23 protein-coding genes are annotated in these 22,686 nt (G+C 44.3%); 8 read left to right on the top strand and 15 right to left on the bottom strand.

Annotation, left to right across the window (positions count from 1 at the left end; genetic code table 11):
- Nucleotides 1-4 precede the first annotated feature (4 nt).
- Both ubiE and IM473_RS07605 read right to left on the bottom strand, forming a co-directional pair.
- On the bottom strand, nt 5-703 hold the full coding sequence (gene ubiE, locus IM473_RS07610; protein ID WP_287658273.1) for a bifunctional demethylmenaquinone methyltransferase/2-methoxy-6-polyprenyl-1,4-benzoquinol methylase UbiE: 699 nt from the start codon (nt 701-703) through the stop codon (nt 5-7).
- A gap of 106 nt (nt 704-809) precedes the next feature.
- Nucleotides 810-1,679: an MBL fold metallo-hydrolase gene (locus tag IM473_RS07605; protein WP_287658272.1), complete on the bottom strand. Its 870-nt coding sequence runs from the start codon at nt 1,677-1,679 to the stop codon at nt 810-812.
- Nucleotides 1,680-1,816: 137 nt separating this feature from the next.
- Between IM473_RS07605 and IM473_RS07600 the strand changes: the two genes are divergently transcribed.
- Entirely contained in the window at nt 1,817-2,137 is a 321-nt protein-coding gene (locus IM473_RS07600; protein ID WP_287658271.1) for a methyltransferase type 11, read from the top strand.
- 1 nt (nt 2,138) lies between these two features.
- On the opposite strand, the gene IM473_RS07595 is transcribed toward IM473_RS07600, so the two are convergent.
- The 5 genes from IM473_RS07595 to IM473_RS07575 form a co-directional block, all read right to left on the bottom strand.
- Entirely contained in the window at nt 2,139-3,125 is a 987-nt protein-coding gene (locus tag IM473_RS07595; protein ID WP_287658270.1) for a DMT family transporter, read from the bottom strand.
- A 67-nt stretch (nt 3,126-3,192) separates the two neighbouring features.
- The gene (locus IM473_RS07590) at nt 3,193-4,236 is read right to left on the bottom strand and encodes an AI-2E family transporter (protein WP_287658269.1); all 1,044 of its coding nucleotides are present in this window, start codon (nt 4,234-4,236) and stop codon (nt 3,193-3,195) included.
- A 29-nt stretch (nt 4,237-4,265) separates the two neighbouring features.
- Entirely contained in the window at nt 4,266-5,126 is an 861-nt protein-coding gene (locus tag IM473_RS07585) for a shikimate dehydrogenase (protein ID WP_287658268.1), read from the bottom strand.
- 65 nt (nt 5,127-5,191) lie between these two features.
- On the bottom strand, nt 5,192-5,569 hold the full coding sequence (locus tag IM473_RS07580; protein ID WP_287658267.1) for a hypothetical protein: 378 nt from the start codon (nt 5,567-5,569) through the stop codon (nt 5,192-5,194).
- A 274-nt stretch (nt 5,570-5,843) separates the two neighbouring features.
- Entirely contained in the window at nt 5,844-6,839 is a 996-nt protein-coding gene (locus IM473_RS07575; protein WP_287658266.1) for an amino acid ABC transporter permease, read from the bottom strand.
- 85 nt (nt 6,840-6,924) lie between these two features.
- Here IM473_RS07575 and IM473_RS07570 point away from each other — a divergent pair, with 85 nt between their 5' ends.
- Complete coding sequence (locus IM473_RS07570; RefSeq protein WP_287658265.1) at nt 6,925-7,440, top strand: single-stranded DNA-binding protein; 516 nt, start codon at nt 6,925-6,927, stop codon at nt 7,438-7,440.
- Nucleotides 7,441-7,986: 546 nt separating this feature from the next.
- Here the strand turns inward: IM473_RS07570 and IM473_RS07565 are convergent.
- Nucleotides 7,987-8,211, bottom strand: coding sequence for a hypothetical protein (locus tag IM473_RS07565; RefSeq protein WP_287690401.1), 225 nt, complete (start codon nt 8,209-8,211; stop codon nt 7,987-7,989).
- Nucleotides 8,212-8,263: 52 nt separating this feature from the next.
- On the opposite strand from IM473_RS07565, the gene IM473_RS07560 reads away from it, so the two are divergent.
- Complete coding sequence (locus IM473_RS07560; protein ID WP_287690399.1) at nt 8,264-8,785, top strand: hypothetical protein; 522 nt, start codon at nt 8,264-8,266, stop codon at nt 8,783-8,785.
- A 516-nt stretch (nt 8,786-9,301) separates the two neighbouring features.
- Here the strand turns inward: IM473_RS07560 and IM473_RS07555 are convergent.
- Nucleotides 9,302-10,873 (bottom strand): Na+/H+ antiporter, encoded by a 1,572-nt coding sequence (locus tag IM473_RS07555; RefSeq protein WP_147072914.1) that lies wholly within the window; start codon nt 10,871-10,873, stop codon nt 9,302-9,304.
- A gap of 135 nt (nt 10,874-11,008) precedes the next feature.
- Here IM473_RS07555 and IM473_RS07550 point away from each other — a divergent pair, with 135 nt between their 5' ends.
- Together IM473_RS07550 and IM473_RS07545 are read left to right on the top strand one after the other, a co-directional pair.
- Nucleotides 11,009-11,548: a DUF3038 domain-containing protein gene (locus IM473_RS07550; RefSeq protein ID WP_287658309.1), complete on the top strand. Its 540-nt coding sequence runs from the start codon at nt 11,009-11,011 to the stop codon at nt 11,546-11,548.
- A gap of 145 nt (nt 11,549-11,693) precedes the next feature.
- Nucleotides 11,694-13,031 carry a DUF4335 domain-containing protein gene (locus IM473_RS07545; RefSeq protein WP_287658263.1) on the top strand — a complete coding sequence of 446 codons (1,338 nt, stop codon included), beginning with the start codon at nt 11,694-11,696 and terminating at the stop codon, nt 13,029-13,031.
- Nucleotides 13,032-13,087: 56 nt separating this feature from the next.
- Here the strand turns inward: IM473_RS07545 and IM473_RS07540 are convergent, their stop codons facing one another.
- Entirely contained in the window at nt 13,088-13,354 is a 267-nt protein-coding gene (locus IM473_RS07540) for a TIGR02450 family Trp-rich protein (protein ID WP_002737176.1), read from the bottom strand.
- Between the two features lie 129 nt (nt 13,355-13,483).
- Complete coding sequence (gene lexA, locus IM473_RS07535; RefSeq protein ID WP_079209078.1) at nt 13,484-14,098, bottom strand: transcriptional repressor LexA; 615 nt, start codon at nt 14,096-14,098, stop codon at nt 13,484-13,486.
- A gap of 453 nt (nt 14,099-14,551) precedes the next feature.
- On the opposite strand from lexA, the gene nifJ reads away from it, so the two are divergent.
- The 3 genes from nifJ to IM473_RS07520 all read left to right on the top strand — a co-directional run bounded on the left by nifJ (nt 14,552) and on the right by IM473_RS07520 (nt 20,641).
- Nucleotides 14,552-18,106: a pyruvate:ferredoxin (flavodoxin) oxidoreductase gene (nifJ, locus tag IM473_RS07530; protein ID WP_287658262.1), complete on the top strand. Its 3,555-nt coding sequence runs from the start codon at nt 14,552-14,554 to the stop codon at nt 18,104-18,106.
- A 2-nt stretch (nt 18,107-18,108) separates the two neighbouring features.
- On the top strand, nt 18,109-19,134 hold the full coding sequence (locus tag IM473_RS07525; protein WP_287658261.1) for a dihydroorotate dehydrogenase-like protein: 1,026 nt from the start codon (nt 18,109-18,111) through the stop codon (nt 19,132-19,134).
- Between the two features lie 298 nt (nt 19,135-19,432).
- Nucleotides 19,433-20,641 (top strand): ATP-dependent 6-phosphofructokinase, encoded by a 1,209-nt coding sequence (locus IM473_RS07520; RefSeq protein ID WP_287658260.1) that lies wholly within the window; start codon nt 19,433-19,435, stop codon nt 20,639-20,641.
- A gap of 818 nt (nt 20,642-21,459) precedes the next feature.
- Here IM473_RS07520 and IM473_RS07515 read toward each other — a convergent pair.
- From IM473_RS07515 to IM473_RS07500, 4 genes are read right to left on the bottom strand one after another with little or no spacing between them, the layout of a single operon-like run.
- Nucleotides 21,460-21,750, bottom strand: coding sequence for a hypothetical protein (locus IM473_RS07515; RefSeq protein ID WP_061431800.1), 291 nt, complete (start codon nt 21,748-21,750; stop codon nt 21,460-21,462).
- Entirely contained in the window at nt 21,738-21,965 is a 228-nt protein-coding gene (locus IM473_RS07510; protein ID WP_287658259.1) for a DUF8778 family protein, read from the bottom strand. Before IM473_RS07510 ends, IM473_RS07515 begins: the two co-directional genes overlap by 13 nt.
- A gap of 34 nt (nt 21,966-21,999) precedes the next feature.
- A complete protein-coding gene (locus IM473_RS07505; protein WP_002742721.1) occupies nt 22,000-22,224 on the bottom strand; it encodes a DUF2283 domain-containing protein in 225 nt (74 codons plus the stop codon).
- 3 nt (nt 22,225-22,227) lie between these two features.
- Nucleotides 22,228-22,458, bottom strand: a complete 231-nt coding sequence (locus IM473_RS07500) for a hypothetical protein (RefSeq protein WP_002742722.1) — start codon at nt 22,456-22,458, stop codon at nt 22,228-22,230.
- Nucleotides 22,459-22,686 lie beyond the last annotated feature (228 nt).

Below are 22,686 nucleotides of genomic sequence, written 5' to 3'. Positions count from 1 at the left end.
TAGGTTATTTCTTCAAGACTAACACTCCCATCAGTCCTGCTAGGAGTGGATAGTGAACAGCGCTGGAAAATCCCGACTGATAGCCTAATTTTACCTGTTCTGGGCCCCGGGGAAAGCGATCGATACTCGGACTAATATAAGCGTACTGGTCAGTTAAACCGTAGCGCTCGGCAGCCGGAACGACGATATGATCGAGATACCAGTTTTGGAATAATTTGGCGATGGTTTCGGTGGGTTGATGGAAGTCCAGAATCGCCGCTGTAGCGCCCGGTTTCAGGACTCGGTATAATTCCCCCAAACATTGGGCAATATCCACCACATTGCGTAATCCATAGCCAATAGTGGCACAATCAAAGCTAGAATCGGCAAAGGGTAAATTGAGGGCATCCCCCTCCATCCAGTTAATATTAGTGGCGCTAAAACGTTGACGGGCGATTTTTAATTGTTGTGGGGAAAAATCTAGTCCGATCACTTGGCCGGTTTTACCCACTTGTTTTGATAATAGGTTAGTTAGGTCGCCGCTACCACAACAGATATCGAGGGCAAAATCCCCTTTTTTGGGTTGACACCATTTGACTGTCATTAATTTCCAGACGCGGTGTAATCCTAAACTTAATTCTTGATTAAGTCGGTCATATTCGGGAGCGATCTGATCAAAAATTGCTTGTATTTCCCTAGAGTTAGGTGAGGATTGATTGGACATTTTTATAATATGGCATCAGAGAAAATCCCAGATGAAGTTATATCATTCTATCTTATCTGCGCTCACGGGGAGCAGTTATCTTCATGGTGGGGAACAGTGACTTAGGTTACACTTCATCTATCTGATTATCTCCCGGCCGCAGTTCGATCGAGAGGCCTTCCCGGGCGAGAATAGTTTGAGGCAGAATCTTTCTTGCCTGTTCACCAATGCGATCGAGAAAATCGTCATTATGGCCGGGATCGTGATGAAATAGAACTAACTGCTTAACTTGCGCTGCCTGGGCGATTTTGACTGCTTGCTGCCAAGTGGAATGGCCCCAACCCACCTTAGAATACTTAGGATCGTTGTATTCCTCATCGGTGTAGGTAGCATCAATAATCATCACATCCGCTTGCCGGACTAAAGCCAAAACGTTATCATCAAAGCGATCAGGAAAATGTTCGGTATCGGTAATATAAGCTGCCGATAAACCCCGCCAATTTACCCGATAACCCACCGCTTCTCCTGGATGGTTTAAAGGACGGGTTTCGATGCTGACATCGCCATAGTGGAGGGTTTCGCCGATTTCTAGATCATAAAATTCTAAATCGGCCCGCATAATCTGCAAAGGCACGGGAAAATTAGGGTGTGACATCTGATCGTCTAATCTTTGCTTGATGGTTGCTCCGTTGGGGGAGGGAACCCCGTAGATTTTAAAAGTATTGCCCCTGATAAAAGCAGGGGTAAAAAAAGGAAAACCTTGAATATGATCCCAATGGGAGTGGGTGAAAAATAAATGGGCTTTCGCTGGACTTTCTGCCATCAAAGACTGTCCTAGGATGCGTAACCCTGTACCACCGTCAAAGATTAATCTTTCTCTACCGACTTGCATCTCCACACAGGAAGTATTACCACCATAACGAACCGTTTCCGAACCTGGACAGGGAATACTTCCCCGTACTCCCCAAAATTTGATCTGGAAGCAGTTGTAGGGCATATCAGAAGTTGGTCTACTTGTGCTGATGGGCTAATAGATCAGATTAGCACTCTTCCACAATTAAGTCTGTGACTTCATCCCTAACACAACGATCTATGATTAAGGGTGAGGATCGTCACTTTTGCAAGAGCTAAGGTATGGATTTACAGAAATTCTTAGAAAAACTGCCCCAACAGTATCAGGATTGGGGATCGCCTCTAATGTCGCCTATTTCCGAGCAATTAACCCTTTTAAGCCCAAAAACCGCCTCCTATCCCGATCGCAATCTCTTTCCCCTGCTCAATCTCGCCGTTGCCTGTCTGCAACCGGACGAGGTTTACTGTCAGGTGGGTTGTTTTCGTCGCGGTAGTTTAGTCGCCGCTTTCTGCAATAATAGCGATCGCTACGGTTATGGCGTGGAAGCTTTTTTTAAATACGATCCATCGGGAGAAAAACTAACTATATTATCTGAGGATTGAGTTAGTTGCTTTTGGGTATAAGTGAGGAAAGATTAGCAAAAATTGCCCGCAATTGTGGGGATATTCTTTCCCTTTGATTGATTAAATAAATACTAACAAGGGTTAAAGATACCCCCACCCATTGCAATACACTTAACATCTCACCGAGGAATAAATTCCCGAAACTGAGGGCAAAAACCGGAGTTAAAAAAGTTAAAGAACTTAAACTGGTTAAATTGCCCTTGGCGGCTAAATAAAAGAATATTCCATAGGCGATCGCACTACCAAAAATAGTGGCATAACTTAAAGCTAACCAACCATTTAAATCTATATTTTGCCATTGATGGGATTCGGTGAAACCTGAAGCTAAAAATAGCGGCAATCCTCCTAAAATCATGTGCCATCCGGTGGCGCTGACGGGATCCGCATGACGACAGACAAACCGGATTAAGACTGTTCCCACCGCCATGGATAGGGAAGCCAAAAGCATGAGCATTTCGCCGCTATTTAGTAATTCCTGCCAGCTAAAGTCAATATTTACCGCTTTTTGTCCAAAAAAGTCATAAAACCATTGATCGGGCAAGCCAATTAAACTAATTCCCCCAATTCCTAAACCCAATCCCAACCACCCCCAGACACCGATAACTTCTTTAAATAGCCAACTGGACATTAAAGCCACCGCTAGGGGTTGGGAGTCAATAATTACCGAACCTAATCCTGCCCCGGTGCGATTTAATCCCAATGCCAGAAAACCTTGAAAAAGAGTGGCATCCATCAGAGCAAAAAGGGCAATCCATAGCCACGCTTGCAGGGTTTTGGGCTGAGGACGACCTAAAAACCAAGCTACTATTAAAACTAACATTCCGGCGGGGACAAGGCGAATTCCCGCCATAAATAAGGGGGTGGTGTGGGGGATAACACCCTTCATCGCTACCATCGCTGTTCCCCAGAGAAAAAACGGTGAGATAAATAAGAGGGGCGAGGATTTCTTTAAATCTAGGTTTTCCATAGGTAGCGATCGAGTGTTGTGGATAACAAATTTCTCTAATTGTATAGTAGAGACTGGGGATCAGCCCTTAATTCTCCTGACTTTCTCCTAACTGATTTTCCTCTAAATCTGTTATTGGTTTTTCTTCACTCGATCCGATCCAGATCGCAATCATTCCAGCAATAGGAATGGAGAGAAAAATTCCTAATAATCCCGCAACTCTTTCGCCGATAAAGAGAGATAAAAATAAAATTACTGGGTTTAATTCTAGGGCATTACCCATAACTTTAGGGCGAAGAATATTATCTTGAATTTGCACCAAGACAACACAGACAATAAAAGCTTTAACGGCAATTGCTAGTCCCTGGGAGGTAAAAGTCAAGATAGTTACCAACAAAATGCCCAAGGTTGCCCCGATACCAGGGATAGCATCGATAACACCGAGAATGCTCGCTAAAATTAGCCCATATTTGATTCCTAATAGGGAAAAACTTAAGAAACTCGTCACCGATAAAAAGAGCATTAACAACAGTTGCCCGCGAATAAATCCCAGAAAACTTTGTCGAAAAGACTTGGCAAAACGCTCCCGGTATGCTATGGGGAGAAGTTGCAAAAAACTTCGCCAGAGTTTATCACCGTCGATGAGCATATAAACACTGATTACCGCCCCGAAAACGCCCGTAAAGACACTGGAAAAAACTCCCTGTACGAGCGATAAACCCGTGGCTAAACCGGTTTGTAAGCTTCCCACCATTTTATTCAAATCTAATCGATCGAGAAAGTCTTGAAAGGGTAAAAAATCTTTTTGACTAAGGGCATCGGTAAGATTGAATAGTAGTCCTCTCCCCTGATTAACCGCTTCTAATCCTATGCCTGTGACTAATCTAAATAGGAGGATAAAAGCTACTAGGGTGGTAATAGCAATGGCTAGTCCTCTCGGTAGATAACGGGACAACCAAACCACGGGATAATTTAATAGAGCGGCCAGGACTGCCGAACCAGTAAAAATAGCGATCATCCCGTAGAAATAGTTAATTAAGATAATTAGACTCCAGCCACAGCCAAATAATAATAGATAGCGCACTAGAATCGAGTTATTCAGAGTTTTCCAAAAGGAGCTAGAAGGGGGCATAAATAAAGCTAGAAATAGGATTTTAGCATTTAGAATTGTTTTAACAAAGCTTCCCGCATGACCGAGACGGGGACGGGTTGACCTAACCAGATTTCTAGTGCGATCGCTCCCTGATTAACTAACATTTCTAACCCATCAATAATTCTTATCCCTCTAGTCTGGGCTAACCGGAGAAATTTGCTCGGCCGGGGATTATAAATGAGATCGTAGGCGATCGCCGATGGGGGTAAAAGGTCTAATAATTCTAACTCAACTGGGGATTGTTCGCCCTGGGGGGACATTCCGATCGGGGTAGAATTAATCAGGAGTTCTGTGGTGGATACCAGCCCTTCTAATTCGTCCCAGCTATGCACTTCTAGGAGGTCATAGAGGCTTGTATTCGCCCAACTTTCTTTAAAAGGATCTAATTTCTTTTGATTGCGTCCTACCACATGAATTTCGCCACAGCCCAACTGGGCGCAAGCCACCACTACCGCCCGGGCAGCGCCGCCATTGCCTAAAATAACTGGATTCACCCGACTCCAATCTTTGTCAAGGGATTTCAAGGGTGCGAGAAAGCCATCCACATCGGTATTCGTTCCCTGCCAGCCGGTTTCCGTGCGCCAGACGGTATTAACTGCGCCTACTAGCCTTGCTTTCTCCGTAATTTGCGATAATAAGGGAATAATTGCTAATTTATGGGGAATCGTGACGCTAAAACCCTGTAGATCGATGGCATCCAAGCCAGCGATCGCAGTTGCTAAATTTTCCGGGGCGATAGGTAGGGGAAGATAGACATAATTTACCCCCAAGGCATCGATAGCGGCATTGTGCATGAGGGGAGAAAGAGTATGGCCGATGGGATCGCCGATTACGCCTAATAACTTGGTTTTTCCGTTAATAATGGTCATAAAAAAAGGTGGGCCTTCCCCACCAAAGTTTGATCTCAAGGGTGGCCAATGCTCACCTTACTATACTATTTCTTGATTTCGCGGGCCATTTTCAGGAAAGGATTGATATTGTCATCGTTAGCGCGACGAACGTTATCATTAGCAGCGTTAGCCTTACTATTAGCCTCGGAAGTGGCCGATTTTGCCACAATACCGTTATCGGTGACTTTGCTGACTTCCATGGAAGAAATCTGTTTAATCGATTCGCCACCCTTTTTATTGGAGGCAGTTTTCGGGAAAGTACGTCGGATCGTGATCGGTGTCCGCATAAAGTCGATATTACCGAGAGTTTTAGCATCATCGGGTTCCAAGTAGAAAGCCTCTTGCGGTTCCGGTGCGCTCATATCCATCGGTTCATCGACGTATTTCGTCTTATTGCCAAACAGGCCAAAGAATCCAGCCATTTTCTCCCTCTCCTAAATAAATATATTTACCATAAATTGCTGCTGATTGTTAAATAATATCAATATTTATGACAAAAAGCTAGGTAGGGTTTGCTGAATAAGTCTGTTGGTGGGGTTAGGAGACGGGAGACAGGAGACAGGAGACAGGAGTCAGTATTCAGGAGACAGGAGTCAGTATTCAGGAGACAGGAGTCAGTATTCAGGAGATTATTTTTATTTGTTCTCCCCACACCCCAATTCATAATTCATAATTCATAATTCCCCCACACCCCAATCAACGCTGTTCTAACCTACGACTGGCTAGGGACATAGAATAACAGAAAATCCAGTAAATAAACGCCAAAAATAGATAAACCTCTGGATAATCGCCGATAAATTTCGGATTAGCTAAAACCGATCCTGCCATACCCAAGAGATCCACCAGTCCCACGATCGCCAGTAGAGAAGTATCCTTAAATAAACTGATAAATTGACCAACAATAGCGGGAATGACCGCTTTTAAAGCTTGGGGTAGAACGATCAATAATAAAACGAAAATCGGTTTTAAACCCAAAGCTTTGGCCGCTTCAATTTGACCCTTGGGAATCGCTTGTAAACCACCCCGGACATTTTCGGCCAGATAGGCTGCTGCAAAAAGGGTAAATCCGGCGATCGCTCTGATCACCCGTTCCGGTCTCGTCCCGGCGGGTAAAATTAAAGGTAACATCACCTGGGCCATGAATAAAATTCCCAACAAAGGTAAACCGCGCAATAATTCGATATAACCAATAGATAGCCAACGAATTGCCGGTAATTCACTCTGTCTCCCCAGGGCCAATAATACCCCCAAGGGGAAAGATAAAATCATACTTGCGATCGCTACTAATAAAGTTAAGATTAAACCACTGAGATCATCGAGGGGGATTGTCGTTAAAAATAATCCCCCCAATAGCAACCAAGCGATTAAAGGTAAAGTCAATAACCAGAGCAATCCCCACCAGCGTTGGAGAAAAGCGGGGCAATCGGGGAAGCGACCCCGGTTTAATTGCCAAGAAAACAGTGATAAAGCCGCAATTATCGTTAAAATCAGCCAAATTCGCCATATTGACTGTTCTGGATAACGACCGACCACAAATAAACCGATATTTTCCGTCACTACAGCCCATTTTGCCTGATTTATCGCCCAATCGAGAAAACTTAAGCCCCCCCAGAGGCTGAGAAATAGACCCGCAAGGGTTAAGATGACGTTGTACCAAGTGTTAAAGAGATTTTTTCTTAACCAGAGTCCCATAAAATTCCCTAACCTCCCCAGTGGTGATCATTGTACTTTTTCAGTACAATGGTGCTATTAGAAAAATTCAGACTGATTTTCGACCATGAACAGTTGCATTTTAATGGCTAAAATTGTCCGTCGTCCCGAATTACGTTATACCCAAGATAATCAAACTCCCTACGCTCAAATGTTAGTCGAGTTTTCTCCCAATCGTGCCGAGGCAACCCCGACTAATTTAAGGGCCGTAGCTTGGGGAAATTTGGCCTCAGAAGTCGCTCAGAATTATCATGAAGGTGATCGGGTAATTTTAGAAGGTCGTCTCTCGATGCAGACGATCGATCGTCCCGAAGGTTTTAAGGAAAAACGGGCCGAATTAGTCATTAGTCATCTCTATCATCTTGACGGCAGCGTGAGTAGCGGTGAAATGGCAGCCCCGACTCCAGAAAAAGTCGTGCCAATCAATACCCACAAATCGAATAAAACCGAGGTGGAAAAACCCGTCGCACCCGTCTCCCCCGGGGACTTTGAATACGACGCATCCTATGAACTTTCTAACCCTTCCGCTTGGCAACCTAGCGACACATCGGTGGAGGAAAATTTAGACGATATTCCTTTCTAAGTACCCCGACAGAATTAATTACAGATATTTTCCCCTTTTTTGTTCTGGTTTTCCCTCTTTCCAGAGTGTGAATTTAATTTTGTCATTCCTGAAATGGCACTGGTTCAGCCGCTACTGTGGGGAGGGCCAACATGGTCGAGAAGACTTGGGGCAGCAAGTCCAGTCGCCCAATGGGTTCTGGCCCAATCAAGCAAGTGCTGTTAGTGACAGCATCCCTAATCAACAGTCCATCTCCCGTTCTAATTCTTCAGGGGGATAGTCGATGACCGCTTCGGCTCTGAAGAAGGTGCTGCCGAAGACACCGCGGATCAGACCGCCCGATCAAGTCCCGCAAGTGCATCCCCAAGGAGAAGGTGGCCGCCATCCAAGACCCGCAAACCCAGAACGGGAGATTTTGCGGGTGTTGAGTTAGTATTGATTTATAGCGGTTTTCTGTCTAATAATGTATAGTAAATCCCTTGATAGATAGGCGTTTCAGCGTTTCAATCGGGACTCACTTCTGTGAAAACCGCTATAGCTATTTTTGTTAAGCCTAGCAGCAGGAGCCTAGATTATGGACGCATTCATAGTTTCTTCTTGTATTTTATTTGGGGTATCATTGATAACGGCAGTAAGATCTCGCCCCCAAACAATTAGAGCAATCACTAACGAAATTACTGAAATAACTGAAACACTTAAATTTTCAGTTTCTGTTCTTTCGTTCTTACCTTTCATATCAAATTTTCTATCATTACATTTGTTTCTATCGGGATACCCTAATTCTAATTTCAACAATCTCCAGCTTTTCTATACGAGGTTTCCGCTCACAACAGGCACAGGACCTGTGGCAATAACAACAGGACCTGTGGCAATAACAGATGAATTGAAACAATTGTATTCTACTCTTAAACTTCTCGTATCCGTAATCTTCTTAATCTTTTTAATTCCTTTTATCCTCATTATATTAGGATTGATACTTTGGTATGGCTTCTATCTTTTCCCCCAACTATTACCCCTGCGAAACGGATTTATTGGCGGCTTTGGGCTTTTCGTATTTATGTTAGCTGGAATGTTTGCAAGAACGTTATGGGATGCTATCCACAGTCGAGTCGGCGTTGCTCCTGTACATCTTGATGTATGGAAATTGGTTCTACCTACACTTATTTCTCCCATCATATTTTTGGTCGTGTGGAATTTTAGTAAAGGCCAATACGATATTTTGACATTCACCTTTTCCTTTCAGAACGGGTTTTTTTGGCAGACAGTTTTTGGAAAAGTGGTTGCACCTTCTCCAGTTTCTACGACTCCACCTTCTTCAATCGGAACAACGCTACAGCAGCCAGAAGAAAATGTCACCGAAAAATAAATCTGCTTTTTACCTCACTGCCCCAATTTCTTACTTACCCCCCTCACATTCCCAAGCTGTTTCAGTGCCATCCCTGCCACCAAACAGACCCCACCTATAATATACAACCTTTTATTCCCCGTCCCCAAACCCCCAAACCGCACCACCGCAAAGGAGAACAACATCTGAGTAAAAAGCGCAATTTGTGAACGTGTAAAGTAGATTAGAAAAGAGAAAGGAGTGAGCAATCGCAAACTGAAAACCCTAGTTAAAAACACAAATGGTCGAGAATTATGATCCTAATCACCAGAGGACTTAGCCGATGAGTATAGATGCGATCACAACTTAAACTATCCCGATTTAGATAATTCCGATTTTGAAAATGAGAGGTTCTATCTTTTACGTCTCAACTTATTATGGAGTCAAGAAGAAGAAATGGCTTGGTCAAGATTCTTTGTAGCGGTTTTTAACTTGTAGTTCTGGGTTTGTACCACTTAATAAAGGTAGTTCATTTAGTGTATATACCCCAAAATAGTCCTACTGTTCACTGATTTTACTTTCAGCGAGAATTTCTTGAAGGACGGGGGATAAATTGCTAGTTAAACGACCGGATCGAATAAATTCAGCGTAGGTATCAGCTTCGATATCTAGGAGGGTTTCCCGAAGTTGTTCCATTGTTAATAGCTGTAATTGGGGATAACTATCGTTGAGAGATTGTATTTCCGCTTCTACAGTCTTTAACTTTTCTTTGACGAGATGCTGCTCATAACTAAAAAATTCGGGGGCAACATCGGGAGATTTATCTAACTTAGAAAGATAGTCTAAAACCCTTTTTAAAGCTACCCGTCGGGCTAAAAGTTCCGCATAGTTTTCTCGAATTGGTTGATCACCGATCAAGTCTAATCTCGATAGGAAAGTTTGAATAGTTAATCCTTGAACCAACAGGGTAAAGAGAACAACTCCGAAAACGATATCGATGATATCCTGACGATTGGGAAAAATAACCGGCACACTTAAAGCTAGGGCAATAGAAACGGAACCACGCAAACCTCCCCACCATAAAACCGTTTTTTCCCGCCAATTAATTTTAGTTTCCATCAAGGCATTACTAACAGTTGCTAAAGCAAAGGTAGCCAGAAAACGGGCCGCTACTACGGCAGCGATCGTGATAAAAATTAAATTGAGATTATCGGCTAAACTGGAGAGACGGATCTGATCGCCGATGAGGAGAAAAACGATCGAATTGACAAAAAAAGCGAGAAACTCCCAGAATTGCGTGACTAATAGGCGGGTACGGGGACTCATACTAATTCTAGAGCCAAAATTACCTAAAATAATCCCCGTAGTCACCACTCCGATTACCCCCGAACCCCCGAACTCCTCGGTTAATAAATAAGCACCGTAGGCGGACACAAGAGTTAAAGACTGTTCCACTAGGGGTAAATCGAGACGTTGAGTCAGATAGGAGATACCAAAACCCACTAAACAACCCACTGCCACCCCGATACCGATAAAAGCCGCAATCCGGCTAATGGTTGTCTCTAAGGATAGACCACTAGCACCGAGGGGAATTTCCACCAAAAGAGCGAAAGCGACCACAGCGACCCCATCATTAAATAAGCTTTCCCCTTCCAAAAGCACGGTGAGGTTTTTACTGGCCCCCAATTCGCGAAAAAGAGCGACAACAGCGACGGGATCCGTAGAAGAAAGGCTCGCACCCACTAATAATGCCGTAAATAGGGGCAAATTGGTCAATTCATCGAGGGCAAAGCCAACCCCGAAAATCGAGATAATTACGCCGACAATAGCGAAAAGACTGACGGGAATCCAATTATCCTTCAGATCTCGCCAGCGCGTATTCCAAGCGGCTTCAAATAGCAAAGGGGGCAGAAAAATTTCTAGAATCAGTTCGGGGGATAGGTTCACCAGACGGATATCGATGAAGGCTAAACCTAAACCGACTATCACTAACAATAGGGTGTAAGGAATCTGGCGAAACCAGCTAAAAATCCTCGAAACCGTCGCCACACTCAGGGAAACGGACAAAACAATTAGAAATTGTTCTAAATTTTGCTTAATGACTTCATCGGTAGCGGATTCTAAACTCATTGGGTAGGAGGCAATCGGTGAGCGGACGTGCAAGAAAAGAACAATCTCAATTATTATGACACTTTAGAACCAGTGATTTTTTCTCCTAAACCCAAGTTTTTCTCCTGGCAATTCCTTTTATCTATGTCCTTGACTATGCCTCAGTCTGCCGAGTCCTCCACGGGTGAGGATTTACCCCTAGCTATCTCACCCAGTAACGAGCAGTTAGAGAATATTAATAGCTATTTAAACCTGATTTTGGTTGCTTTAGTCTCTCTAGCTAATTTAGACTCCGATTCTATCACCCAAGCAGCCCAAGAATTAGCCTTAGATGCAGATACAAGCGATCGCCTAGTTGCCCACCACTGGCAACCCCAGTCAAAACTTTCCCTAGCGGACATCCGTTCTCTAGTTCTCCTCCTCTGTCATCTCGCCCAAAAAAAGCAAGAGTTAATCCGTCGCGCTGTAATTCTCTTGGAACAAGTGGGAACTCAAGGAGAAGAACCGGTCAAAACCACGCTTTTGGGCAATTATATCGATAATTTTCGCTTAAAATACCCAGAAATATCGGAAAATAATCTCATTGATTCTAGCCTAACTTCCCTAGCCTGGAAATTATTAATCGATTTATTGTTCTACAGCAGCCCCCGCAGTCATCTCCTTCTTTGGCACACCCTTTTGGCAAGTAAAAAATAAAAAGCCTATCAGTTATCAGTTATCAGTTATCAGTTATCAGATGTAAGTTTTCAGTTCACTGATTACTGTTTACTGATCACTGAAAAAAAGCTTCCCAGTTCATAATTCATAATTCATAATTTATAATTCCCACCGATAACTAAAAATGAGTAATCTAATTCGCAAATATACACCTCCCACCTGTACCCTAGAAATTTGGGGAAATAGTTCGCCTCTAGCGGTTTGGTTAGGTAAAAATGTCTTAAACGATGCCCACTTTCAATTGCGCTTTGATGATCCTAGATTGAGTGAGGAAAAACAGGTGACGATCAAAGGCGATCGCACACAATTACAACTCCTAGGGGAAATTGTCGCTAATTATGTGCAGAATTTACTCTCTAGTCCCGTTTCTACCCTCTCTTTCGTGGCTAGTGGTTCCCCCGAAAGCCATCTCCCCTCCTTACCCTCTCTCCGTTGTCAGGGACTTCTGCAGCATCAATTATTTTTAGGTTCCCTGCTAACCGATCAGGATAAACAGGAGATCGAATTAACCACATCGCAATTATTCGATCTAGCCAATGCTTTAGGGGAATATAACCATGAAAGCCCCCTAATACCCCCATTAATTCGCCAGAAAACTCGAAAAAATGCCCTGATGTGGACGGGATTAATCGCCTCAGCCCTAATAACTATCGGGGGAATAGCGATCGCATTTTATCAACAGCAACAAGCAGTCAACAATGATTTAACCACCGATCCCAATAGCGCCAAGATTCCCCAACCCTTGCCAACGCTGCCTTTACCCCCCACGGGAACAGCCGCCCCAAACCCGCAGTTACCGGCAAATTTGGGCAATAAAACCCCTTTACCGCCACCGCCACCCGTGGCAACCGTTCCAGCCCCAGTGCGCCCCTCTAGCGTCCCCCTAGTGATTCCGCCGCCCACTTTACCGCCGCCACCAGTCACGGGTTCGCTTCCAAGCGGCACGGCGATCGTAATTGAACCGAATAATCAGAAAATCCCGATTACTGCCCCCCCCGTCACTGGCGCTCAGGGTACAAATGCACTGGTAAATGTTCCCCCCACCACGATGAATCCGACTCCAGCACCGCCAAAATTGCCCAATTTACCGCCTCTAAGCCCTATTAACCCCGAAAATGTCAATTTAGACCCCAAGCCGCCCACAAGCACCGCTAAAGCCCCAGAGACGAACTTACTAGATACAATTCCCCAAGTGGCAGAAACCAGAGAATATTTTCAATCCCGTTGGCAACCGCCGGAAAGTCTCAAGCATACTCTAGAGTACCGTTTGGTCTTAAATCAGGATGGTTCCCTAAAACAGATTATTCCCCTGGGACAGGCGGCGAAAATCTATCTCGATCGCACTAATATGCCGCTGCTCAATCAACCTTTTGTTTCTCCTCTCGATATCTCCGGTAATCCCCAATTGCGTCTGGTGCTTGGTTCCGATGGTACGGTGCGGACTTTTATGGAACAGCAATAAAAAGCTCTCGGCGTGGCTGATGGGCAAAGAGTGAAAAATTAAAAGGTTTCTTAATATTAATTTACAATAATCTCGTCGGCGCTGTCGGGTTGGTTCATTTCCGTTAGGGTTTGCCAACCTGATTGCCAGAGATTCGCGTCTTGCAACTGTTTAGCATTAATCCAGAAGCGGACAGTCGGATCGCAGGAAGCGACTAATTCGGCAAAAACCCATTGACCGCGATTTTGACGATTGACCACTTGAAAATGTCGCCAGCCCCATGTTTTTTGTTTTGCCGTCCATTTTGATCCCAAGAGATGGGGATATTTCTGTTTTTTGGGCATAAAAGTTAAGACATCTGAGTTCGGGATAGGCTAAAACCCTTATATTATCCTATGTCTGCCAACCCGATTTTTTTCCTGGAGCAAGGAGAGGAAAAATTATCGGGGCGCTTAAGTGCGCCCCAGTTTTGGCTAATAACCGCGCCAAACACCAACCAAAACCCCTTGTACTTGTACTTGTTCAGTATTGGCTGTAATTGGTTGATATTTTTGATTGGAGGGTTGGAGAGTGATGATTTCTCCTTCTTGGTAGAAACGCTTTAAAGTAGTGCCGTGGCCTTCGACTCTAGCGGCGACGATTTCCCCATTGGACACCGCTTCATTACCCGTGAGAGAACGCATGATCACTAGATCCCCATCGGCAATATGATCCTCGATCATACTGTCTCCGGAAACGCGCAGGGCATAACAGTCTTGACTGCGTTGCAACAGGTTAGAAAGATCGAGTTTTTCTTCCACATCGGTGAAGGGTTCCACTAAACCACCAGCAGCGATCGCACCTAGAACCGGTAAACCTTGCACTGGTTGTTTGAGAATCCTCAGGGTGCGTGCTTTTCCTTCTGTCCAATCAATATAGCCTTTGGCGCGTAAACGTTCTAAACGGCTTTGAATCGGTGCAGGAGAGCGTAAATTCATCGCTCGCATCATTTGCCGGATGGAAGGGGCGTGTTGAGTAGTGCGAATATACTCAATTAGCCAGTCGTACAACTCCTGTTGCGCTTGAGTAAGGGTTTCGAGGTTAGTCATGATCTATTTTCCTATCCTTGGGTTAAGATAATTTGTACTTTAGTTCATTTGTGTTCAACCTAGTACATCTTAACTTCATCGGCCGACTAAATCAACTGGTTATTAGACCGCTGGCAAAAATCAAAAATTTAGGAAATTAATTCTGCACGATTACTTATCAATTCTCAATATTAATTAATCCCAGTGTCGGTTGCTGGCAAACTCAGCAGCGTATTAAGAAAAAATAACGAATTGCTAGAAAGCCAAGAATCTGGATAATGATCGAGGTGGAGACAGAAAAATCGCTCTACTTAAGCCTGTCTGCCGTAAGCGTCCAATAGTAGATAGGGAGTCAAAAGCGACGCTCAAAGAAGATCCTTCGGTTGTCAGGGAAACGAGAGGATATTTAGTGCGAAATTGAGCCGTAAAAAAACTTAAAATCCCGACAAATATCGTAAAAACTAAGGGGAACACATGACCACAAAAACCTATGCAACCATAGACGGTAACGAAGCTGTTGCACGCGTTGCCTATCGTCTCAGTGAAGTAATCGCTATTTATCCTATCACTCCCTCCTCGCCTATGGGTGAATGGTCCGATAGTTGGGCAGCCGAACGCAGAGCTAATCTCTGGGGAACCATCCCTTCCGTAATCGAAATGCAGAGCGAAGGAGGGGCAGCGGGAACCCTGCACGGAGCGCTACAAACAGGCTCTTTAACTACTACTTTCACTTCCTCCCAGGGATTACTATTAATGCTCCCCAACTTCTACAAAATTGCGGGGGAATTAACCTCTTCAGTGGTTCATGTGGCGGCCCGTGCTTTAGCAGCCCAAGGGTTGTCAATTTTTGGGGATCATAGTGATGTCATGTCTGCCAGAAGTACGGGTTGGGCTATGTTAGCGGCTAATTCCGTTCAAGAAGCTCAAGATCTGGCGGCTATTGCCACGGCTACCACCCTAGAAACCAGGATTCCTTTTCTGCACTTTTTTGATGGGTTTCGTACCAGTCATGAGGTGCAAAAAGTCGAATTAATTAGCGATGAAACTCTCAAAGAACTGATCGATGAAGACCTAATTATTGCCCATCGTCAAAGGGCTTTAACTCCCGATCGACCGGTTTTACGAGGCACGGCACAAAATCCCGATGTTTATTTCCAGGCAAGGGAAAGCGTCAATCCTTTCTATCATGCTTGTCCCGATATCACTCAAAAAATTATGGATCGTTTTGCCCAATTAACAGGACGGCAATACCATCTCTATGAATACCACGGTGCGCCCGATGCCGAAAGAGTGATTATGTTAATGGGATCGGGAGGGGAAACCGTCCATGAAACCGTCGATTATCTCAATCAAAATGGGGCTAAAGTTGGGGTTTTAAAAGTTCGTCTCTATCGTCCCTTTGCCGCCGAAAAATTACTGGCAGCTCTGCCCACCACGGTGAAAAAAATAGCCGTTTTAGATCGCTGTAAAGAACCCGGTGCTGGGGGCGATCCGCTATATTTAGACGTGGTAAATGCCTTTATGGAAGAGTACGAAGGCAAGCTGCCGAAAATTGTGGGAGGACGCTACGGTTTATCTTCCAAAGAATTTACTCCAGCCATGATTGCTGGTATATTTGATAACTTAAGTCTCGACAAACCGAAAAATCACTTCACTATTGGTATCGTTGATGATCTTACCTTTTCCAGTCTGGAATATGACCGCAGTTTTTCCACCGAACCGGACGAAGTAGTGCGGGCGGTTTTCTACGGTTTAGGTTCCGATGGTACGGTGGGAGCTAACAAAAATTCAATTAAAATCATCGGTGAAGATACTGATAATTATGCCCAGGGTTATTTCGTCTATGATTCCAAAAAATCTGGGTCTGTCACCGTTTCTCACCTACGCTTTGGACCCCATCCGATTCGCTCTACCTATTTAATCACCGATGCTAACTTTATCGCCTGTCATCAGTGGGAATTTGTCGAACAATTTGACCTGCTAGAAACCGCTAAATCGAACTCAATTTTTCTCCTGAATAGTCCCTATCCACCGGAGGAGGTATTTAGTCACTTACCCCGCCATCTCCAGCAAACTATCATCGACAAAAATCTGCAAGTTTATACAATTAATGCCACTCAAGTAGCCAAAGAAGCGGGGATGGGCAGTCGGATTAATACCGTGATGCAGGTGTGTTTCTTTGCCCTAGCGGGGGTTTTGTCGCGGGAAGACGCGATCGCACAAATCAAAAAAGCCATCCGCAAGACCTACGGCAAGAAAGGGGAAGAAATCGTGCAGATGAACATCAAAGCTGTGGATTCTGCCCTAGAACACCTCTATCAAGTGCCAATTCCCGCCACTGTCACCCCGGAAGCTTTGCAATTAAGACCTCCGATTCCCGACACTGCACCCGCTTTCGTCCGAGAAGTCCTCGGCAAAATTATCGCCCGTCACGGGGAGGAATTGCCCGTTAGCGCCCTTCCCAACGATGGTACTTACCCCACCGCCACTAGCCAATGGGAAAAACGCAATATTGCCCAAGAAATCCCCGTTTGGGATGCAGATGTCTGTGTTCAGTGCGGTAAATGCGTTCTCGTTTGTCCCCACGCCGTTATTCGCTCGAAAGTCTATGATGAGGCCGAATTAGCCACAGCCCCGGAAACCTTTAAAGTCGCTAATGCCAAGGATCACGACTGGAAAGGGCTAAAATTCACCATCCAAGTGGCCGCCGAAGATTGTACCGGTTGCGGTATCTGCGTTGATGTTTGCCCCGCTAAAAACAAATCGCAACCGCGTCTAAGAGCGATTAATATGGCTCCCCAATTGCCCCTGCGGGAACAGGAACGAGTTAACTGGGATTTCTTCCTTAATTTGCCTAATCCAGACCGATCAAGCCTAAATCTCAATAAAATTAACCATCAGCAAATGCAGGAACCTCTCTTTGAGTTTTCCGGCGCTTGTGCCGGTTGTGGTGAGACTCCCTACGTTAAATTAGTCAGTCAGCTATTCGGCGATCGCATGATAGTGGCTAATGCCACCGGTTGTTCATCTATCTACGGAGGTAATTTACCGACAACACCCTGGGCAGTTAATGCCGAAGGTCGCGGTCCGGCCTGGTCGAATTCCCTCTTTGAAGATAATGCCGAATTTGGCTTAGGATTCCGAGTTTCCATCGATAAACAGGCAGAATTTGCCGCAGAACTGTTAGCAACCCTCGCTAGTGAAATCGGAGAAAGTCTAGCGGCAGATATTCTCAATTGTCACCAAGTGGATGAAGCAGAAATTTACGAACAACGGCAACGGGTAGAGGCCCTAAAATCCCGTTTAGGGCAATTAACCCCGACCACGCAGGTGAAAATGTTGTTATCCGTGGCCGATTATCTGGTCAAGAAAAGCGTCTGGATTGTCGGGGGTGACGGTTGGGCCTACGACATCGGTTATGGTGGCTTAGATCACGTTTTAGCCAGTGGTCGCAATGTGAATATTTTGGTTATGGATACGGAAGTTTACTCGAATACGGGCGGCCAGGCCTCGAAAGCTACTCCTCGGGCCGCCGTAGCTAAATTTGCTTCTGGTGGCAAACCGGGACCGAAAAAAGACCTCGGTTTAATGGCCATGACCTACGGTAACGTCTATGTGGCCAGCGTGGCTATGGGGGCAAAAAACGAGCAAACTATCAAAGCTTTCCTAGAAGCGGAAGCTTACAACGGGCCATCGTTAATTATCGCCTATTCTCACTGTATTGCTCACGGGATCAACATGACCACCGCCATGAACCATCAAAAAGAAGTGGTGGAAAGCGGTCGCTGGTTAATGTACCGTTATCATCCCGATTTAGCTAAAGAAGGCAAAAATCCCCTACAATTGGACAGCCGTGCGCCTAAGCTTACCGTAGCGCAAACTCTCTACTCGGAGAATCGCTTTAAGATGTTGGCCACCAGTAAGCCGGAGGAAGCTAAACGTCTGCTCAAAGAAGCACAAGCAGATGTGGATACGCGCTGGCAAATGTATCAGTATTTAGCAGCAAAAGGTACAGGGAGCAACGAATAGTTATGAATCTACACACTACCTACATGGGTTTACAATTGCGATCGCCGCTAGTCATCGGTGCGGCCGCACCCTTGAGCGAGGATATCGACAATATCAAGAGAATGGAAGACTTTGGGGCCGCTGCCGTGGTTTTACACTCCTTTTTCGAGGAGCAGATTAAACACGAAAGACTGGCTTTACACCATCATTTTACCCACGGAGCCGAGAGTTTTGCGGAAGCTTTGACTTATTTTCCCGAACCGGAGGTTTTTCACGTTGGTTCCGACGAATATCTCAACCATATTCGCAAAGCCAAAGAAATGGTCGATATTCCCATTATTGCCAGTCTCAACGGTGAGACCTCTGGGGGATGGTTGGAGTATGCCATTCAAATTCAACAAGCGGGCGCTGATGCTTTGGAGTTGAATGTTTATTATGTTCCCAACGACCTGGAATTAACCGGAAATCACGTCGAACAAAACTATATTGATATCCTCAAAATTGTCAAATCGGAGGTATCGATTCCCGTCTCGATGAAGTTAAGTCCCTACTTTAGCAATACGGCCAATATGGCTAAACAATTAGCGGAAGCAGGGGCCGATGGGTTGGTATTATTTAACCGTTTCTATCAGCCGGATATCGACTTAGAAACCTTAGATGTTCACCCCAATATTATCCTCAGTAATCCCCAAGCAATGCGTTTACCCCTGCGCTGGATTGCCATGCTTTACGGTCGTGTAGCGACGGATTTTGCCGCTACCAGTGGTATTCATAACGCCATCGACGTGATCAAAATGATGATGGTGGGGGCAAAAGTGACTATGTTAGTTAGTGTTTTATTACGCCACGGTTTGGAGGAAATTATCAAGATCGAACAGGGTTTATTGCATTGGTTGGAAGAAAATGAGTATGAATCGATCGAGCAGTTAATTGGCAGTATGAGTCAAATGAATTGCCCAGATCCCACTGCTTTTGAACGGGTACAGTACATGAAAGCTCTGCAAAGTTACGAACCTGTTTGGAAACGTTTTCAAACCACCAGCAAATAAAAGTGGGAAATGGGGAGCTTTTTTCAGTGATCAGTAAACAGTAAACAGTAATCAGTAAACAGTGAACTGAAAACTTAAGTAGATAGGCGTTAAAAATTATCAGACACCCCCCTTATCAAGGGGGGATTAAGGGGGCATCTGCACCCCCCTTATCAAGGGGGGATTAAGGGGGGATCGAACCTAAAATCCATTTTTAATTTAATTATAACCAGCTACTTAACTGAAAACTGAACACTTACATCTGATCACTGGTAACTGATAACTGATAACTGACAAAAAAATCCTGGAGGATATAACCATGAACGAGAATCAAAGGAAAAAAATCGGTATTCTGACCAGTGGTGGCGATTGCCCGGGGTTAAATGCGGTAATTCGTGCCGTGGTGAAAGCATCAAAACTCAAGGGTTGGGATGTGTACGGCATCCCCTACGGGACCGACGGTTTTATGCAGATTGCCGAGGGAAAATATCACGCCCAAGATTTGATCCTGACTCAGCATGGCTATAACCTGCCAGGGGTCTTGAAAGGATTAGACGTTTTGCAGTTCCTTAGTGGTAGTATCTTGGGTTCTTTGAGCAAAGGACATCCCGAAAACCCAGAAATTGCCACGAAAATCCTGCAAGGATACGAAATGCTGGGATTAGATGCCCTGATCGTCGTCGGGGGCGATGGGAGCATCGATATCATCTACGATCTCGCCCAGAAAGGCAATTGGAATATTATCGCGGTTCCCAAAACCATCGATAATGACGTTCCCTATACGGAATGGGCAGTCGGTTTTACCACTGCCGTCGATATCGTTACTCAAGCTTTGTATGATCTCACCTTTACCGCCGCTAGTCACGAAAGGGTGATGATTGTGCAGGTGATGGGTAGAGATGCCGGTCATCTAGCTCTTCATGCCGGAATTGCCGGGGGGGCCGATGCGATTTTTATTCCCGAATTAACCCCGGCTCTCACTCCCGAAATTATCGACGGTTGTTGTCGTCATTTGGCACAATTACGCGCTCAAGGTCGTCAATTTGCTCTTATTGTAATTTCTGAGGGGGTTAAAAACGAAGATAACCAAAAAGAGAAGTATATTGCCGATTATTTAGAAAAATTAATATTTGACAAAACTCGCTCTTTGTGCGTTACCGATCCCGTCTTCTGTTATCTCAATTCCATGGATGTGCGGGCCATGTCTTTGGGACACCTGCAAAGAAGTCGTCCTCCTTTGGCCATGGATCGACTGTTAGCCACGGCTTTCGGCATTAAGGCCGTAGAATTAATTGAACAGGGAAAACTCGATCGCGTGGTGATTTGGCGCGGGGGACAAGTGCGTAGTTTGCCCCTGAAACCGGTGATCAAAATTATCAAACAATGTCATCAAGAGCATCGCTGTGCCTATCCCGTGGATCCTAATGGTTTTATCGTCAAAACAGCCCGTTCTTTGGGAATTTACCTAGGGGAAAATCCCACGACCGAGACGGCAGTAGTTCCGCAAGCTGTGGAGGTGTTGGTTTAGTTATAATAAAGCGAGAAGGGTTGCTCATACTTTCTCGCTTTGTTAATTGGTTAAGATTAGGCATTTCTAAACGCTACAATTACGGGAGATACTGACAGCTACTGTCGAAATAAAGAAACTTTTTAAAAGAGTGTAATTAGGGCTTGCTGAATAAATGTGAAATATAGACGAGGTAAGGGTTTTAGGGGCCTATTTTGCGAAACAGGTGCAAGATTTTGAGAGAATCGTGGTTGAAAACCTTGCATCTTCGGGGCGAAGCATTCGGGCATAACCTATCGCTGAAACCGTAGATTTCCTATCCGAATGCTTCGCCCCTACTTTTTCAGCCAGCCCTAATTAATTTTCTGAGCATAAACTTTTATCATTATAAACCCGAACTGTATATCCTTCTCAACCCGACGAATCAAATTCTTTTCTGTCAAATTTGTGGCTTTTCTCGCGAAACAGGTGCAAAATTTTGAGAGAATCGTCGTTCAAAACCTTGCGTCTTCATCGGTCCGCGTCCTGTAGGGGCGAAGCATTCGGGCAATAACCTATCGGTGAAACCAGAGATTTTCTATCCGAATGCTTCGCCCCTACTTTTTCAGCCAGCCCTAATTAATTTTCTGAGCATAAACTTTTATTATCGGCCCGCGTCCTGTAGGGGCGAAGCATTCGGGCAATAACCTATCGGTGAAACCAGAGATTTTCTATCCGAATGCTTCGCCCGTACTTTTTCAGCAAACCCTACATAAAGACTTCTACTATCAGTAATGAGGTTATAAGATTGAACTATTGGACAAGCTTCAATGAGATGTCTAATCTCTTGAAAATAGTCATTAATCAACAAATTCTATCTCCTCAATTTCTTCTTTGTCTTGCAGTAAAGCTTCTAGCATCCAAGCTTCTCCCATCCATTCATCAAAGTCTAAGGTATGCTGCAATTCATTGTTTTCAAATCGTCTGAGAAATTCTTGTGTCTGCATTTGATACTTATTTTCAAAAAAAGTTATTCGTTCTTGGGTGCGCTTAATTCCTTCTTGAAGTTCTTGCAGTCTTTCGGTTAATGCGTCTTCAATAAATTTTTTTAAGGAGTTTAGATGTTTAGAACTCAGTTTTACTTCAGCCATAATGCTTCCGAGTTGATAATCGCTGCTGTTTGCCATTCGTCAGTCCATCCTAATTCTAGTTCATCTACTGCTAAAAAAGCTTGGGCGAGTTCTTCTGCTTCTTGTTGTTGTCGCCATTGTTGTAAAATTGAGGCGATGAAAATGCTTTTATCTTCTACTTTCTGGTCTAGGTAATTAACCAGTTTATCGGGTAAAAAAATGGAGATTTTAGCCATGGTTATCTCTTTGGCTATTTGACTCTAATATAGACTATTTTGATTGAGCTAAAATAACAGAATTAAGGGGGAAAGATTCAGTTTCTAAACGAGTTAAATCAACAATTTGACTAGCTTGATCAATATCAATTCCAACTAATTTTCCTTCGCTATCAAAATCTAAAACGATATCAGGGGCGATTTCTTGAGAATCGGTGCTTGTTTTTTCTGATAGGCTAATGTATAGAGAATCGGTTTCAGGATAATAACTAAATTTCATTTTTTACTCCTTAAAGTTACGATCTGGGAAGGCGTTATGAATGGTTTCTCCATCATCTAGAGTGACAACTCGCAAGTATTTTCCTAATTCGGGAATGTATAACCAATGACGAATGCGTCCATTTGGTTCTATTTCTCGTCTAACTGGATTCTGGATAGCCTGTTGACACCATTCTCGCTTAAGATAGGGTCTTTTGACCAAGACTTGTTCTTCAAAGTAGCGGGTAGTTTTCATTCATCATTTTTCTGATCTATTCCTTCTATCATAATTTTAACGAAATTTAGATAAATTTCCCCAGATACTAAATTCTCCCCCCTTTTTAAGCTATCCATTAGTCGGAGCTTTCTTAACAAAAAGAGAAGAAACTTAAAAAAAGGGGAAACGATTGATAGGTATAGTTTTGAAAGAAGGAATCAAGGTGGAGGTAAGCAAAAAAATGGAGAAATGGGCAGCCCAAGAATT

It is taken from the genome of Microcystis sp. M015S2 (assembly GCF_020245945.1).
In the GTDB taxonomy this organism is placed as follows: domain Bacteria; phylum Cyanobacteriota; class Cyanobacteriia; order Cyanobacteriales; family Microcystaceae; genus Microcystis.
Note: the sequence above shows the minus strand (reverse complement) of the source record. Positions and strands in the feature narration are given on the sequence as shown.